Raw genomic sequence first — 16,344 nt, forward strand, 5'->3', positions numbered from 1 at the left:
GAGGTTCAGCGCCGGGTCCGGCGCGCGGGTGGCGGACAAAAGAGGCCTTGAAGCGTCGACAGAAGCTGTTCGATGCGCGGATCGGCGATCCGGTACCAGAGCACTTGTGACTCCCGCCGGAAGGTCACGAGCTTCTCGTCCCGCATCCTCGCCAGATGTTGCGACAGTGCCGACTGGCTCAAGCCAACGGCCTCCGCCAGCGCCGAGACGTTCGCCTCGCCCCATTCCACCAGCTTGCAAAGGATCATCAGCCGCCGCTCGTTGCCGAGTTCGCGCAGGATCGCCGCGACTTCGGCGGCTTGCGCCTCGAACGCGGCAAGATCGGAAAATCGGACGCTCATCGCCATTCCTTATATTAGCTATTGCTTATTTAGCATTGTCTAATATAATAAGTCAACTCCCGACTGACCGACATTGAAAGGCGCGCACCATGACTGTCACACCGGACATCCAGGCGTTCTTCGACGAACCCACCAACACCATCAGCTATCTGGTCTCAGACCCTTCGACGGGACAAAGCGCGGTGATCGACCCTGTGCTCGATTACGATCCCAAATCGGGCGAGGTAGACACCCGCTCCGTGGAGACGATTCTCAAGGCCGCCGCCGACCGCAAGCTGACCATCGTCTGGGCGCTGGAAACCCATGCCCATGCCGATCACCTTTCGGGCGCTCCTTACATCAAGGCGAAAACCGGCGCGCAGATCGGCATTGGCGAACACATCAAGGATGTGCAGCGGATCTTCCGCCCTATCTTCAATGCAACCGACATGAAGCCCGAAGGCGGCGATTTCGATCACCTGTTCAAGGACGGCGAAGTTTTCAAGATCGGCAATCTCGCGGTGGAATGCATCTATACGCCGGGCCATACACCCGCCGACCTCAGCTACAGGATCGGCGACGCCGTGTTTGTCGGCGACACGATGTTCATGCCGGACTACGGCACCGCGCGCGCGGATTTCCCCGGCGGCGACGCGCACCAGTTGTATCGCTCGATCTGGAAGCTGCTGTCATTGCCGCCGGAGACGCGCCTGTTCATGTGTCACGACTACAAGGCGCCGGGCCGCGATACCTACGCATGGGAAACCACGGTGCGCGAACAGCGCGAGCGGAACGTCCACATCGGCGGCGGCAAGACCGAGGACGAGTTTGTGGCCGCCCGCATGACGCGCGACGCCACGCTGTCCGCACCGACCCTGCTGCTGCCGTCGATTCAGGTCAACATCCGCGCCGGGGCGTTTCCGCCGGCGGAAGATAACGGCGTGCATTACCTGCTGATTCCGGTGACATTCAAGGCATCGGCAGCGCGATAGTCGCCGCTTATGCCCTTGCGGCATTCTCCCAATAAGGATCGCGCAGCTTGCGCTTGAAAATCTTGCCGCTGGCCTCGCGCGGAAGTTCGTCGAGGAACCTGATGTCCTTCGGCACCTTGAAATTCGCGAGCCGCTTGCGGAGATAATCCTGCACGGCTGCGGGCGTCAGTGACACGCCGGCGTCCTGCTCGATGCAGGCCATCAGCCGTTCGCCATACTCGTCATCGGGGATGCCGAACACCGCGCAATCGCGCACGCCGTCCATGCCGATCAGCGTGTTCTCGATCTCGGCGGGATAGATGTTGACGCCACCCGAAATCACCATGTCGCGCTTGCGGTCGCACAGGAACAAGTAGCCATCGTCGTCGAGATAGCCGACGTCCCCGACGCTGATCAGTCCCTCGCGGCCCGCTTCCTCGCGCGCGCCGGCCTTGCGGTGATAGTCGAAATCCGGGATCGCGGTCTGCCGCATGAAAATCTCACCGATCTCGTTGGCCTTGCGTGGCTCTCCGTTCGGACCGAAAATTTTCACGATGCCGCCTTCGATAGCGCGGCCAACGGTGCCGGGTTTCGCCAGCGCTTCCTGCGCAGAGTGCCAGACCGGAATGCCGGTTTCGGTCGAGCCAAAGTATTCATGAACCACCGGTCCCCACCAGTCGATCATCGCCCGCTTCACAGGCACCGGGCACGACGCCGCGCCATGCACGACAAAGCGCAGCGACGACAGGTCGTAGCGGGATTTCACCTCATCCGGCAGCCGCAGCAGGCGCACGAACATGGTCGGCACCATGTGCATGTGCGTGACCTTGTGCCGCTCAATGAGCTGCAGCAGATCCTCGGGATCGAAGCGCGGCTCAAGCACGATGGTGCAGCCGTGACGGAATGCCAGCATGCCGTAGGAATTCGGCGCCGAGTGATACATCGGCCCGTTCATCAGAATGATCTGATCCTCGTTTGGTTTCACGCCATAGGTGATGCCACTGACGCGCTCTGCGGCAGCCATCAGCTCCGGCGGCATCGGCATACGACGCACGCCTTTCGGACGGCCCGTGGTGCCGGAGGTATAGAACATCGGCGAGGCGCGGCCCGGCGCTTCGCGCGACGGCGCGTGACCATCGCGCCAGGTGTCCCAGTTGACATAGCCATCGGGCACGCGCGCGAGTTCGGGCGAAACGCCGAACGCGCCGACGATTTCGGGCGGCGTTTCCACCACCAGCAATGGCAACCGCTTGGGCAGACCGTCCTTGATCTGCGGCAGCAGGTCGGCGTGACAGACCAGCGCCTGCGCGCCGCTGTCGGCGAGAATGTAGGCGACCTCCTCGGACTTCAGGTGCCAGTTGATCGGCACCACCGGCGAGCCGAGCATTGCTGCGGCCGACGAAGCCTCGAAGAACGCGAAATCGTTGCGCAGCATCAGCCCCACGGGCGCGCCATCGCGGACGCCCAGCGCCTTGAAGCCGCTGGCGGCCCGCGCAATGCGTTCCTGGATGTCGGGATAACTGATCCGGCGTTCGCCGCTGATAATCATCGTATCGCTCCGGCTCAAAGAAAACGAAACAGGCACGTCCGGGAGTCCGGACGTGCCTGCCGCTGACGCATGTGTTTACTGGTCGTCGAGCACCTTGCCGAAACCGACCCAGCTCTTGCCGTCGAAGCGGCGGAGCAGAAGCTGCTGGAACGGCAGATAATCGTCCGGCCCTGTATTGACCGTGATCCCGGGCAGCAACAGCGGCAGGTGCACGTCCTTGAGCGAAGCGGCCTGACGCCTGATGTTCTCGCTGCTGAAGTCGTCCTTGCAGGCCTTGAGCACGGCGACCATCAACTGCGCGTAGTGATAGCCGGCGGAATAGTTGGAGTTGTTCAGGTCGGCATTCGGCATGTACTGCTTCATGAACGCGAAGAACTCTTTCACGCCGGGATCGTTCGCCCATTGCACGTCATTGACGTCTTTCTGGTTGCTCGACGAAATCATGCCGACGGCATTCTCCAGTCCGGCCGGGGCGAGGAAGGAAATCGACGCCGCCGAAGTCGGCAGGAACGTCATGTCGGGTTTCCAGCCCAGTTCGGCGATGCCCTTGATGAGCTGCGACGTGAACTTTCCGAGCACCACGCCGAACAGCACGTCGGCGCCGGATGCCTTCAGTGTCGCAAGCTGCGAATTGATGGTGGGCGCAGTCACTTCATAGCTCGCCTCGGCCACGATCATGGTTGCGGCCTTGGCGCCCAGCGCGCGCTTGAAGCCGCCGACATAGTCACGGCCGAAATCATCATTTTGCGCCAGAATGGCAATCTTCGCATCCGGCTTGGTCGCCAGGATATGCTTGGCGTAGATCACGCCTTCGGATGCATAGGCGGCCATGCCCGGCATCGTATAGGGGAAGCCCTTCGGATCGGCCCATTTGGTCGCGCCGCTGAGAACGAACAGTTGCGGAATCTTCTTGCCGTTGAGATAGCGATGCACAGCGTTGTTGGTCGCGGTGCCGAGCGAGGCGAACATCACCTGCACTTCGTCCTGTTCGACCAGCTTGCGGGTGTGCTCGACAGTTTTCGGCGGCGAATAGGCGTCATCCATGCTGATGAACTTGATCTTGCGCCCGTTGATGCCGCCTTCGGCATTGATCTTCTCGAAATACGCCTCCTGCACCCGGCCGATCATGCCGAAGCCCGACAGCGGCCCGCTGTAGGGCAAGGTCTGGCCGATGCGGATCTCCCCCTTTGTATCCGCCTGCACCTGTGTGATCCCGAACGCCACGAGCGTCAGGACCGCAAGCGTCCGTATTGATCCAGCTTTCATCATGCTCTTTCCTCCCGGTTGGTTATTGTTGTGAGGCCGCGCTTTTGCGCGTGCCCTGGACGCCGATCAGGCGCTGATGCGCTTTGCAAAATCTCCGGTGGCGTCGTTGAACTCACCCTTCAGGCGCTCCACCAGTTCGGCCACCGACGGCACGTCTGTGATCTGGCCGATGCCCTGTCCGCAGCCCCAGATGTCGCGCCAGGCTTTGGCTTTCATGTTGCCGCCGGAGCCGAAATTCATTTTGGTCTTGTCCGCCACCGGCAGGTTGGCGGGATCGAGACCCGCGGCCGCGATCGAGGGGCCGAGATAATTGCCGTGAACGCCGGTGAACAGGTTGGTGTAGACCGTGTCATGCGCGGCGTATTCGGTCAGCGCCTTCTTGTAGGCTTCATCGGCATTGGCCTCGACGGTCGCGATAAAGCGCGTGCCCATGTAGGCCATGTCGGCGCCGAGCGCGAGCGCGGAGGCGATGCCCCAGCCATCGGAAATCGCGCCCGAGAGCAGGATCGTGCCCTTGAACCATTGCTTCACTTCACGCACCAGCGCGAAGGGCGACAGCGTTCCCGCATGCCCGCCTGCACCTGCGCAAACCAGAATGAGACCGTCGACGCCCTGCTCCGCCGCCTTGCGCGCGTGCTTCACGTTGATGACATCGTGGAACACCACGCCGCCATAGGAGTGCGCCGCGTCGACGATTTCGGACGGCGGGCGCAGCGAGGTGATGATGACCGGAACCTTGTGCTTCACGCAGGTTTCCATGTCCTTCATCAGGCGATCGTTGGAGGCGTGGCAAATCTGGTTGACCGCGTAGGGCGCGACCTTCTTGTCGGGGTTGTTCGCCTGATACTCGCCAAGCTCATCCTCGATCTGGGTCAGCCATTCGCCGAGCTTTTCCGCAGGCCGCGCGTTGAGCGCCGGGAATGAGCCGACGACACCCGCCTTGCACTGGGCGATGACGAGTTCAGGACCCGAGACAATAAACAGCGGCGATCCGAGAACGGGCAGTTCAAGTTTACCGGCGAGCGAGGCTGGAAGCGGCATCGGAGGGTTCCTGTTCTGAATGTAAGCAACAATAACATCTTGACCGGAGCCTCTGGATGTCCAATCTTGAACAATTGAGACATCAAGATTGAACAGCATGGATTGGGATCTCTGCAGAACGTTCCTCGCCGTCGCCGAATCCGGCAGCTACCTCGCCGCGGCCCGGCGGCTGCGCTCCAGCCATCCGACCGTGAGCCGTGACATCGCCGCGCTGGAAGCCCAGCTCGGGACCAAACTGTTTGTCCGATCCAATGAAGGGCTGACTCTCACCGCGCAGGGCCGTCGCTTCCGCGAACACACGACCGCGATGGAGGCGGCTGCGCTGCGCGCCGAGGCCGCTGTGTCGGCGAAAGGCACTAAGGCGCGCGGGCTGGTGAAATTCTCCATCGGCCCGACGCTCGCGGCCTACTGGCTGATGCCGCACATGGCATCCTTTATCGCGGAGCATCCCGACGTTCAGATCGAGTTCGTCACGCATCCGTTTCCGGTCAGCGTACGCAAGCGCGAGGCCGACATCGTGCTGCGCATCTACCAGAGCGGCGACGAAAATCTCGTCGGCCGCAAGATCGCGCGGCTGGGCGTCGGCTTCTATGCCTCGCGCGATTACGCGGCGCGGCATCCCCTGCCCGCGAGTCGCGACGACTGGAAACATCATAGCGTCATCGGCTTCGCAGACCGCGCCTCCAATGCCGAACTCGGCCGCTGGAGCGATCACGTCGCGCGGCAGGCCTCCGTGGCGATGCGCTGCTCGTCGCAGGCCGACATGCTGGCCGCCGTGCGCGCCGGGGTCGGCATCTGCGCCATGTCCTGCATCGTGGCCGATGCGCATGACGACCTGATCCGCGTTTCGCCGCATAAGCTCGCCGGAATTTCCGATATCTGGCTATTGGCGCATCCCGACCTGATCGACCTTCCGCCGGTGCGCGCGGTGATCAATTTCGTCACCCAGCGCTCGCGCATCGACCGCGAGATTCTCAGCGGCGGCGCTAAAGTTTAGCCCGGCGCCGCGGATCGTTGACTTCGCGAAGCGCGACAGGTCAACAGCTATATATTCCTTCTGCCTCATTGCCTGCGCGCGTGAATCCGGCGCAAAGTGCCCTCCGCCGCCGTTAGAAGTCGGCATGCGTTTCAAACAAGGCGTCACTTGTTACGGGAGAACACCATGGGTTTCGAGGGACTTGAACTGCGCTCCTTGATCAAGAAGAGCGGCGAACTTGAACTGTCGCTGGCCAAGGTCAAGATTCCCGAACCCGCCGCCGACGAAGTCGTGGTCCGAGTCGAAGGCGCGCCGATCAACCCGTCGGATCTCGGCCTGCTGCTCGGCGCCGCCGACATGACCACCGCGAAATCATCCGGCTCCGGCGACAGCATCGTTGTGACAGCCACCGTGCCGCAGCCGCTGATGCGCGCCATGGCAGGTCGCCTCGATGAGTCCATGCCGGTCGGGAATGAAGGCGCGGGCGTCGTGGTCGCCGCCGGAAGCTCCAGCCGCGCGCAGTCGATGATGGGCAAGATGGTCGCGATGATCGGCGGCGCGATGTACGCGCAATATCGCTGCATCAAGGCCGCCGACTGCATGGTGCTGCCCGATGGCACCACTGCGGCCGAAGGCGCGTCGTGCTTTGTCAATCCGCTCACCTCGCTCGGCATGACCGAGACCATGCGCCGCGAGGGACATACCGCGCTGGTTCACACCGCGGCCGCCTCGAACCTCGGTCAGATGCTGAACAAGATCTGCATCAAGGACGGCATCGGCCTCGTGAACATCGTGCGCAGCGCCGAGCAGGCGGAGATTCTGCGCAAACTCGGCGCGACGCATATCTGCGATTCCACCAGCGCAACCTTCATGGAAGATCTGACACAGGCGCTGATCGCCACCGGCGCGACACTGGCGTTCGACGCGATCGGCGGCGGCAAGCTGGCGGGCCAGATTCTCACCTGCATGGAAATCGCGGCCAACAAGACCGCGAAGGTCTACAGCCGCTACGGCTCGACCGTTCACAAGCAGGTCTATATCTACGGCGGTCTCGATACCCGCCCGACCGAACTCAACCGGAATTTCGGCATGACATGGGGTCTCGGCGGCTGGCTGCTGTTTCCGTTCCTGCAGAAGATCGGCCCGGCGGAGGCGCAGAAACTGCGCGAGCGTGTCGCCGCCGAACTCAAGACCACGTTCGCCAGTCACTACACACAGGAGGTGTCGCTTCAGGAAGCGCTGCAATTGCCGAACATCGCAGCTTACGCCAAGCGCGCGACCGGCGAGAAGTTCCTGATCAACCCGAACAAGGGCTAAAACCCGGCTTGCCGTTACAGTGCCGCGCCAAATAAAAAGGCCCCGGGAAACCGGGGCCTTTTGTTGTCTTTCGACGAACTCAGTACTTATCAATCAGTACTTCGCGACGACCGGGCCACCCCAGTTGAAGCGATAGTTCAGGCCAACCTTCACAGTGTGGAGGTCGTCCTTGTAGGACAGAGCGCCAGCCGCCGAAGCAACGTTGGTCGTGTCGAAGTTGTAGTACTGGTACTCAACCTTGGCCGACCAGGCCGGAGCGAACATGTATTCGAGGCCGCCACCGACGGTGTAGCCGGTCGACTGGCGGTCGGTCACAGCCGGCAGGAAGCCAGCGGTTGCAGCAAGGCCGTTGTCGTCACGGAACGCGACACCGCCCTTGGCGTAGATCAGGCCCGGACCCCAGGTGTAGCCGAGGCGGCCGGTGACCGAAGCGAGCCAGTCGGACTTGTCACGGAACGAGTCCACGCCGTTGGTGAAGGTGCGGTTGTTGTCCGAGAGGCCCGAGATCTGACCTTCGATACCGACCAGCCAGTTCGGAGCGAACTGGTAGTCAGCGCCGATCTGACCGCCGCCGAGGAAGGCTGCGTCGCGGTTGTTGCCGGTCAGGCCGGGGATCGTTGTGGCGTAGCCGTTGTCGCCACCGAAGGCTGCGCCGATGTGCACACCGGCGTAAAAGCCGGTCCAGTTGTAGATCGGTGCAGGCGCGTAAACCGGCGCCTTGGTGTAGGTGCGAGGGCCGAGGTCCGCGGCGAGAGCGGCAGTCGAAGCCAGCAGGGTGGCGGACAAGGCCAGGAAAGCAGAACGAATACGCATGGTTTTTCCCCGTGTTGAGTTGGGACGGACCCTATTGGCCCCCCGGTTAATGAAAAATGGAGACGGGGCGTTTCAGTTCCTGCCCGGGGGGATCGCGCGCCTCATTCCCTGCGAGCGTGACAAAAAAGAGACTCTTGGGGCCGGTTTGGAAAGGAGGCGTTAGGCATAACGTGCGTCGCCGCCGCAGGCCCTGCCCGGTGCAAGCCGTCTCTTCCGCCCAACCTGCGGTCGCTATTCTTGATGCTGCGGAGAATTCTCTGGCGGAGAGAGCGGGATTCGAACCCGCGATACGGTTTCCCGTATACACACTTTCCAGGCGTGCGCCTTCAACCACTCGGCCACCTCTCCGTGGCGCCTGTCATGAAGGGACCCGCGCCGATTTGCAAGAGAGCGCGGGCTTCCGGTCGAAATATTCCCTAAATATTTGAGATTTATGCGCTAATTGGCTATCGGGCGGGGCGCAAAGCGGGACGGATCGCGCATCTGGCCGCCGCTCAGGGCCGGTCCGCTGGCCAGCCGGAGCGGCCGAACAACCGATGGCGAAAGGCTGGGGCCTGCCGCCCCGCGCGTCGCCTCCAGCGCGTCGATAAATCCGGCAAACCAGTTATGGATGGTTCCGGCGCGCAGCTTCCTCATCATGGCCTCCCACCGCATCCGCCGTTCAGTCGCGGGCATCGAGAGCGCCGTGGCGATGCCCCGCGCCATGCCGTCGATGTCGTGCGGATTGACCAGCAGCGCGGTGTCCAGTTCGTTCGCGGCACCGGCGAACTTCGACAGCACCAGGACGCCGGGGTCGATCGGATTTTGCGCGGCGACATATTCCTTGGCGACTAGGTTCATTCCGTCATGCAGCGGTGTCACCACACCGACCTGCGCGGCGCGATAGAAGCCGGCCAGTACAGTCTGGCTGAACCCCTTGCTCAGATAGCGGATCGGCGTCCAGTCCACCTCGCCATGACGGCCGTTGACCTCGGTGACCTGCTTCGACAGTTCATCCTGAAGGTTGCTGTAGGCCTCGATGCCGCCGCGCGATGGCGTCGCGATCTGCAGCAGGGAGACCGACCGCTTCAGCGACGGCTGGATTTCAAACAGCCGGTCGAACGCGCTGATGCGATTGACCAGCCCCTTGGAATAATCGACCCGGTCGACGCCGATCGCGAGCCGTTCGCCGTGCAGGCTCTTGCGCAGACGGGATACGTCGGGATGCGAGGCCGCGCGCTGGGCCTGCGCCGCGAACCCATCGACGTCGATACCGATAGGAAAAACTCCGATGCGCGAGGTGCCGAACCGCGACGAGACCAGTTCGCCATCGACATCAAGACCCAGTTCCGCCTGCAGATAGTCAGCGAAATTCTCGCAGTCGTCCTCGGTCTGGAATCCAATCAGATCGTAGGCCAGCATCGCCTCGACCAGATCGCGGTGATGCGGCACGCCCGAAATCACACGCCGCGAAGGCCAGGGCGTATGGAGGAAGAAGCCCAGCGGATTGCCGACGCCGAGATCGCGCATCTCCGCGCCGAGCGTCAGAAAATGATAATCCTGAATCCAGAACGCGGCGGTCGGCTTGTTGAAACGCATCAGCGCACGCGCCATGAATGCGTTCACTTCGCGATAAGACTGATAATCATCCAGGGAAACCTTGATCAGATCGTTGCGCGAATGCAGCGCGGGCCATAACGCGGAATTCGCGAAGCCTTCATAATATCCGCCGTAGTGAGCCGCAGGCAGATCGAGCAAGGCCAGCGCGCCTGCGCCAAGCGATTCGATTTCCGCGAACGAATCCTTCGAGATGTTGTCGCGCACGCGGCCCGAAGAGCCCACCCAGATCGCGCCTGATTTTTCCACCACTGGCAACAGAGCCGCCGCCAGTCCACCGGTCATCGGTTCATTTGCTTTTGCCCGCGCGACACGATTGGAAACGACAACGAGATCCACAGGGTCCCCTCCCTAGTTTTGCGTACGCAAAACCAACACCTGTTCATCAATATGGTTCCTCGCCACCCTCTCGACTGATTCACGTCAAACTTGGGCGCTCAATGCGGAACCGGGTTCCATTAAGACAAAAGGTTGGCCGATTAAAAGCAATCTGCATAGTCTTGACACACCTCGAATTGCGCAACGCGCACCTATGCAGATTACCTCCCGTTTGAGTCGTGAACGTTACAACCCTTGCGATGAAACGCGCACTAGCTGCGCCAGTAACGATCCTCCCAATTGCGCGACAACTTCATGCCGGTGAGAATCAATCCCGCCATTGAATAGGTTTGCGGGAAGTTTCCGAACAACGCACCGGTTTTTGGATCGACGTCTTCCGACAGCAAGCCGTAGCGGTTGCGATGCGCGAGCGCGTCGACAAACGCCTCACGCGCTTCCTCGCGGCGGCCTTGCTGCCACCACGCATCGATCAGCCAGAACCGGCAGATCATGAACGCGGTCGCCGGCAATCCGAAATCGTCCTCGGCTGCATACCGCATCACATGCTTCTCACGCAGCAGATCGCGCTCCATCGCCGCCACCGTCTTGATGAAACGCGGATCGTCGACCTCGCATACGCCCAGATCGGGCAACAACAGAACGCTGGCGTCGAGATCGTCCGACCCGAACGCCGCCGTGAAGGCCTCGCGCTTCGGATTCCAAGCGCGTTCCAGCAATTCCTTGTGAATCGGGTCGGCGACCGAATTCCAATAGGCCGCGCGGTCATGCAGGCCGAGCCGCGTTGCGATCGACGCGAGACGATTGACGCCTGCCCAGCACATCGCGGCGGAGTGGGTGTGGACCCGCTGACGCCCGCGATATTCCCAGATGCCTGCATCGGGCTTTAGCGCAACCTGCGCGGCTTTCTCGCCGAGGTCTTCGAGCAGCCGGAACAGTTTTTCGCCAGCGGGGGTCGGCAATCGCCGGTCGAAGAACAGAGGCAGCGCCGCAAGGATCACACTGCCATAGGTATCGTGCTGGCTTTGCTCGACGGCGGCATTGCCGATGCGCACCGGCCCGTCGCCGCGATAGCCTTTAAGATCGTGCGCGATCCACTCATCGAGGGCAAGATTCGGCACCACGCTGTAGACCGGCTTCAATGGCCCGTCGGAATTGGTCGCCAGCGACAGCGTGAAGCCGATGAAGTCTTCCATCGTCTGCGTGGCGCCGACGCGGTTCAGTGCCTTCACGACGAAGTAGGCGTCGCGGAGCCAGCAGAAGCGGTAGTCCCAGTTGCGGCCCGATCCGGGAGCCTCCGGAATTGACGTGGTATGCGCGGCAATGATGCCGCCGGTCTCCTCGAAATTCGACAGCTTGAGCGTGATCGCGGCGCGAATGATCGCTTCCTGATAATCGTACGAGATGTACAGACGCCGAACCCAATGCAGCCAATAGGCCTTGGTCTGCTCCGCGAACGAGGTCGCCGTCGCGGCAAGGTCGCCCGGATACGGTTCGTCCTGGCCGAACACCATGTGCACCGGGCGCGTCAGCACGAACGGCGTTTCGTGCTCGATCATCGCAATCGGCGCATCGGTGGTGACGCGAACCGTCGATTCCTCCTCGACATAGCGGATATGATTGCTGCCGAGGGAGCTGCGCTTCAACGGCTTGCCGTAGGAGTGCGTCGGCCTCACCCGGATCGTGATCCGCGGCAGCCCTGCGATCGGCTCGATGATACGGAACAACTGCGGCGGCCGGAACATGCGGCCATACTGCCGGAAGCGCGGCGCGAAATCGGTGATGCGGACGGCGTTGCCCTTGGCGTCGGTCAGGATCGTTTCGACCAGCGCGGTGTTGCGGACATAGTCGGACGTGTATTCGACCATTCCGTCGAGCACGACATCGCTGAAGCCCTTTTCCTCGTCGCCCGCGACCAGCCGGGAGAAAACCGGATCGCCGTCGAAGCGCGGGAAACACCACCACACCAGCCGCGAGGTCGGCTCAAGCAGCGCCGCCGTCTTGCAGTTGCCGATCACCGCGAGATCGAGACCATGATCTATCTTCGCACCGGCTTCGGCCTGTGAAGCCGTGACCACCTTGGGAATGTTCATTGCGCCGCTATCGCCTCTTCGTCGAGTAATTGCGCGAGCCACGCGCGAACGTCCTTCGGGGCCTTGAACTGCCCGTTGACGCCGTGCGCGCGGCGGCCCACGGAAAATGAAACACCGCGAAACGCCGGCATGATGGCGAACACGGATTCGTCGGTGACATCGTCACCAATAAATATGGGATTGCGTCCGGAGAACGGCGCATGGTTCATCAGTTCGCGAACGCCGGTCGCCTTGGTGAAGCCGGCGGGCTTGATCTCGCAGACGAACTTGCCGGGAAGCACCTCGATGGGCGCCTGCGGCAGGTCGGCGCGAATCGCGGAGACCGCCTCGTAGATGGCTTTCTCGAACTGTGGCGCCAGACGATAATGCAGCGCGATCGAATAGCCCTTGTCTTCGTACAAGATTCCCGGACTGAGCTGCGAGATGGCGATGAAACGGCGCTTCAGATCGTTGTCCATCGGCGGCGCGCGCGATGCGACCGCCTCGCTTTCGACCGAGAGGCGCATCTCCGCGCCATGACCGCCGACGGCGGGAAACTGCAACGGCGCGAAGATCACATCAATGTCGGTCAGTGAGCGCCCGCTCACGAGCGCGAGCGCGCCATCCAGCCTTTCATGCAGCGTCTGCAGGACCGCGCCAAGATTCGGCGGCACCACGACATCGCGCGGCGTCGGTGCCAGCTCCAGCAACGTGCCGTCGATGTCGAGCAGAAGCGCGGTCTGGCTCAAGTCCGGAACGATTCCGGCCGGGGCGAGCAGTACGTCGCTCCCGGATTTTGCCGACGAATTTTCAATCACACGATGATCCATCCGTTACTCATGCGCCGCCAGCGGCCGCGCAACCTCCTCAAGCGATTTGCACTCGGCGTCGATACAGTAACGCCATGCGATGATTGCCGCGCCGACCATCAGCGCCGATCCGAGCAGATAGCCGGCGAACACGCTATCGCGCGAGCCGGTGTCGATCAGCACCCCGAACAGCGCGGGCCCGGCGATGCCGCCGACGCCGGTGCCGATGGCATAGAACAATGCGATGGCCAGCGCACGAACCTCGAGCGGAAATGTCTCGCTCACGGTGAGATACGCCGCACTCGCCGCCGGAGACGCAAAGAAGAAGATCACCATCCAGGCAATCGTCTGGGTTTGCGCGGTCAGCACGCCAATCGAGAACAGGTAGCCCGACACGGCAAGCAGGATGCCGGACACGCCATAGGTGAATGCGATCATGCTGCGCCGGCCCAGCGTGTCGAACAGCGAACCGAGCAGCAGCGGGCCGAGAAAATTCCCGGCCGCGAAGGGCAAGATGTACCAGCCGACATTTGCCGCCGGGATAGCGAAGAAATCTGTCAAAACCAAAGCATAGGTGAAGAAAATCGCGTTGTAGAAAAATGCCTGCGCGACCATCAGGGACAGCCCGACCAGCGAACGGCTCCGATAGGTCCGGAACAGTGTCGCGATCACCTCACGGATCGGTGTATGCGTCCGCATGGTCAGCCTGATCGTGGGGAACGGCGTGGCATTCTGTTGTCCGCTATGCGCGACCGATTGTTCGATCTCAGCCGCGATCGCCAGCGCCCGCTCCGGCTGACCGTGAATCATCAGCCAGCGCGGACTTTCCGGAATCCAGAACCGCATCACGAACACGATCAGGCCGAGGCCAGCGCCGGTCAGGAAAGCCAGACGCCATCCCTGCTCCGGATCAATGATGGCCGGATCGAGCAGCACGATAGCACTGACCGCACCGATAGCCGCGCCGATCCAGAAACTGCCGTTGACGATCAGATCGGTGCGGCCGCGATAACGCGCAGGCACAAGCTCCTGAATGGTCGAGTTGATCGCGGTGTATTCGCCGCCGATGCCGGCGCCGGTCAGAAACCGGAACAGCGCGAAGCTCGCGAGATTCCAGGACAACGCCGTCGCAGCCGTTGCCGCGAGATAGACGGCTAGCGTGACGAAAAACAGCTTCTTGCGACCGATCCGGTCGGTCAGCCACCCAAAGCCGATGGCGCCCAGGACCGCGCCGGCGAGATAGGCGCTGGTCGCGATTCCGATATCCGTATTCGAGAAGCGCAGGACGGGACTGTCCTTCAGCGCACCGGACAGCGCGCCTGCCAGCGTGACCTCGAGGCCGTCGAGAATCCAGGTGATCCCGAGCGCGGCGATCACCCGGGTGTGAAAGCCGCTCCACGGCAGGGAATCCAGACGCGCAGGGATATCGGTTTCGACAACCACGCCCGCCCGCGCGAAGGAGACCACGCCGCCTTCCGATACCGTTTTTGCAGGGGACATCTGGATGTTTGTCAAAACTGACATCCCGTCGTCCTTCTCGGTTCCACTCTTGCCCCTGCGATGGACGCCGTGACCGGCGAAAACGAATGGAACGCCGCGAGGTCCTGACATCACGGCGAATGACGAAAGGCTCTCCGGTATCTGGGCACTGGAGAGCACGGTAACGCGAGAACGGAATGGCCTGGAACGCCAGTGCCAAGCCGCTTCGCCTGACTGCGGGTACATCCGCCGCCGTCTCAGAAACAACGTCGAGGTGGGGGTTGGGTTCCATAGGGAACCCGGATGGTCTGGATCGCCAACCGGAGTTCCCGCAACGATCAGGCCGCGCGCGCAGGCGGCATCATGTCCTTGTAGCCAGGCGCAAGCTGCAGTTTCGGCTCGGTCATGGACTGCAGCGTTTCGAGCGTCATGCCGGGAATCATCTCGGCGACCATCAGGCCCTGCGGCGTGACGTCGATGACGGCGTAGTTGGTATAGATGCGTTTCACCACACCTGCCGCTGTCAAAGGATAGCTGCACTTGAACTTGATGCGCGGCTGGCCCTTCTTGTCGGTGTGCTCCATCAGCACACGAATTTCCTTGGCCCCGACCGCAAGATCCATCGCACCGCCGACACCGGGCGGAAACTCTGAATCCTCAGTGGTCCAGTTGGCGAGATCGCCTTTCTCGGAAACTTCAAATGCGCCGAGCAGGCTGAAATCGAGATGACCGCCGCGGATCATCAGAAAGGCATCGGCATGATGGACGTAACAGCCGCCGGTCACGAGCGTCGTGAGGTTCTTGCCGGCGTCGGTGAGTTCTTCATCTTCCTCGCCCGGCTTCGGAGGACCACCCATGCCGAGCACGCCGTTCTCGCTGTGAAAGATCACTTCGCGCGTCTTCGGCACATATCCTGATGTGAGTGTCGGAATGCCGATGCCGAGATTGACATAGGCGCCTTCCGGCAAATCCTGCGCGGCGCGCCAGGCGATCTGGTGACGTGTCAAAGGCGTATAGGTCACGATTCAGCTCCCGATCTTGAGCGGTTCGGCAACGACAATCCTGTCGACGAAAATTCCCGGTGTGACGACGGCCTCGGGATCGAGCGTCCCGAGTTCGACCATGGTCTCGACCTCGACCACGGTCAATTCCGCCGCCATGGCGCAGACCGGATTAAAGTTACGCGCGGACTTGCGATAGACAAGATTGCCCCAGCGGTCGGCCTTCGCCGCCTTCACCAGCGCGATGTCGCCTTTCAGCGGTTTCTCGAACACATGCAGACGGCCGTCGATTTCGCGCTGCTCCTTGCCATCGGCGAGCTTGGTCCCCGCCGATACCGGCGAGAAAAATCCGCCAAGACCCGCGGCCGCGCAGCGCATCCGCTCGCTGATGGTGCCCTGCGGCACCAATTCCAGTTCAAGACTCTTGGCGCGATAGGCTTTGAGAAAGGCGCTGTAGTCGCCCGAACGCGGATAGGAGCAGATCACCTTGCGCACACGGCCCGAATTGATCAGCCGCGCCAGTCCGTGATCGCCATTGCCTGAATTGTTGGCGACAATCGTCAGCTCCTTCGCGCCCTGATCGTGCAACGCTTCAAGGAGATTGTCGGCGATCCCGACGGCACCAAAACCGGGCACCAGAACGGTCGCACCATCCTTCACGCCGGCGACCGCGGCCTCCAGCGACTCCACGCGCTTGTCGATCACGCCTTACTCCTTGTTCGTGTTCTATTTTCCGAGCTTTGATCGCGAGAGCCTAAGCAAAAAGACGGGACCGATCAAACGTCACATCCGCATTGA

14 protein-coding genes and 1 tRNA gene are annotated in these 16,344 nt (G+C 62.0%); 3 read left to right on the forward strand and 12 right to left on the reverse strand.

Features of this window, described 5'->3' with window-relative positions; genetic code table 11:
• Positions 1 to 5 precede the first annotated feature (5 nt).
• On the reverse strand, positions 6 to 341 hold the full coding sequence (locus tag HMPREF9696_RS14230; protein WP_002713731.1) for an ArsR/SmtB family transcription factor: 336 nt from the start codon (positions 339 to 341) through the stop codon (positions 6 to 8).
• An 89-nt stretch (positions 342 to 430) separates the two neighbouring features.
• Between HMPREF9696_RS14230 and HMPREF9696_RS14235 the strand changes: the two genes are divergently transcribed.
• A complete protein-coding gene (locus HMPREF9696_RS14235; RefSeq protein WP_002713732.1) occupies positions 431 to 1,312 on the forward strand; it encodes an MBL fold metallo-hydrolase in 882 nt (293 codons plus the stop codon).
• A gap of 7 nt (positions 1,313 to 1,319) precedes the next feature.
• On the opposite strand, the gene HMPREF9696_RS14240 is transcribed toward HMPREF9696_RS14235, so the two are convergent.
• From HMPREF9696_RS14240 to HMPREF9696_RS14250, 3 genes are all read right to left on the reverse strand, one after another.
• Entirely contained in the window at positions 1,320 to 2,840 is a 1,521-nt protein-coding gene (locus tag HMPREF9696_RS14240; protein ID WP_002713733.1) for an acyl-CoA synthetase, read from the reverse strand.
• 75 nt (positions 2,841 to 2,915) lie between these two features.
• The gene (locus HMPREF9696_RS14245; protein ID WP_002713734.1) at positions 2,916 to 4,109 is read right to left on the reverse strand and encodes an ABC transporter substrate-binding protein; all 1,194 of its coding nucleotides are present in this window, start codon (positions 4,107 to 4,109) and stop codon (positions 2,916 to 2,918) included.
• Between the two features lie 63 nt (positions 4,110 to 4,172).
• Positions 4,173 to 5,147, reverse strand: coding sequence for an NAD(P)H-dependent flavin oxidoreductase (locus tag HMPREF9696_RS14250; RefSeq protein WP_002713735.1), 975 nt, complete (start codon positions 5,145 to 5,147; stop codon positions 4,173 to 4,175).
• A gap of 97 nt (positions 5,148 to 5,244) precedes the next feature.
• Between HMPREF9696_RS14250 and HMPREF9696_RS14255 the strand changes: the two genes are divergently transcribed.
• Together HMPREF9696_RS14255 and HMPREF9696_RS14260 are read left to right on the forward strand one after the other, a co-directional pair.
• Entirely contained in the window at positions 5,245 to 6,144 is a 900-nt protein-coding gene (locus HMPREF9696_RS14255; protein ID WP_002713736.1) for a LysR family transcriptional regulator, read from the forward strand.
• Positions 6,145 to 6,309: 165 nt separating this feature from the next.
• Positions 6,310 to 7,440 (forward strand): zinc-binding dehydrogenase, encoded by a 1,131-nt coding sequence (locus HMPREF9696_RS14260; RefSeq protein WP_002713737.1) that lies wholly within the window; start codon positions 6,310 to 6,312, stop codon positions 7,438 to 7,440.
• Positions 7,441 to 7,533: 93 nt separating this feature from the next.
• Here HMPREF9696_RS14260 and HMPREF9696_RS14265 read toward each other — a convergent pair whose 3' ends face one another.
• The 8 genes from HMPREF9696_RS14265 to HMPREF9696_RS14300 form a co-directional block, all read right to left on the reverse strand.
• Positions 7,534 to 8,253, reverse strand: a complete 720-nt coding sequence (locus HMPREF9696_RS14265; RefSeq protein ID WP_002713738.1) for an outer membrane protein — start codon at positions 8,251 to 8,253, stop codon at positions 7,534 to 7,536.
• A gap of 258 nt (positions 8,254 to 8,511) precedes the next feature.
• A tRNA-Ser gene (locus HMPREF9696_RS14270) sits at positions 8,512 to 8,601 on the reverse strand.
• Positions 8,602 to 8,691: 90 nt separating this feature from the next.
• Positions 8,692 to 10,188, reverse strand: coding sequence for an alpha,alpha-trehalose-phosphate synthase (UDP-forming) (locus HMPREF9696_RS14275; protein ID WP_002713739.1), 1,497 nt, complete (start codon positions 10,186 to 10,188; stop codon positions 8,692 to 8,694).
• Between the two features lie 251 nt (positions 10,189 to 10,439).
• The gene (locus HMPREF9696_RS14280) at positions 10,440 to 12,278 is read right to left on the reverse strand and encodes a glycoside hydrolase family 15 protein (protein WP_002713740.1); all 1,839 of its coding nucleotides are present in this window, start codon (positions 12,276 to 12,278) and stop codon (positions 10,440 to 10,442) included.
• Entirely contained in the window at positions 12,275 to 13,087 is an 813-nt protein-coding gene (otsB, locus tag HMPREF9696_RS14285; RefSeq protein ID WP_002713741.1) for a trehalose-phosphatase, read from the reverse strand. Before otsB ends, HMPREF9696_RS14280 begins: the two co-directional genes overlap by 4 nt.
• A gap of 3 nt (positions 13,088 to 13,090) precedes the next feature.
• Complete coding sequence (locus tag HMPREF9696_RS14290) at positions 13,091 to 14,590, reverse strand: MFS transporter (protein WP_002713742.1); 1,500 nt, start codon at positions 14,588 to 14,590, stop codon at positions 13,091 to 13,093.
• A gap of 293 nt (positions 14,591 to 14,883) precedes the next feature.
• A complete protein-coding gene (locus HMPREF9696_RS14295) occupies positions 14,884 to 15,567 on the reverse strand; it encodes a 3-oxoacid CoA-transferase subunit B (RefSeq protein ID WP_002713743.1) in 684 nt (227 codons plus the stop codon).
• A 3-nt stretch (positions 15,568 to 15,570) separates the two neighbouring features.
• Positions 15,571 to 16,248: a 3-oxoacid CoA-transferase subunit A gene (locus HMPREF9696_RS14300; RefSeq protein WP_210161315.1), complete on the reverse strand. Its 678-nt coding sequence runs from the start codon at positions 16,246 to 16,248 to the stop codon at positions 15,571 to 15,573.
• Between the last annotated feature and the right edge of the window lie 96 nt (positions 16,249 to 16,344).

Source organism: Afipia clevelandensis ATCC 49720 (assembly GCF_000336555.1).
GTDB lineage: Bacteria > Pseudomonadota > Alphaproteobacteria > Rhizobiales > Xanthobacteraceae > Afipia > Afipia clevelandensis.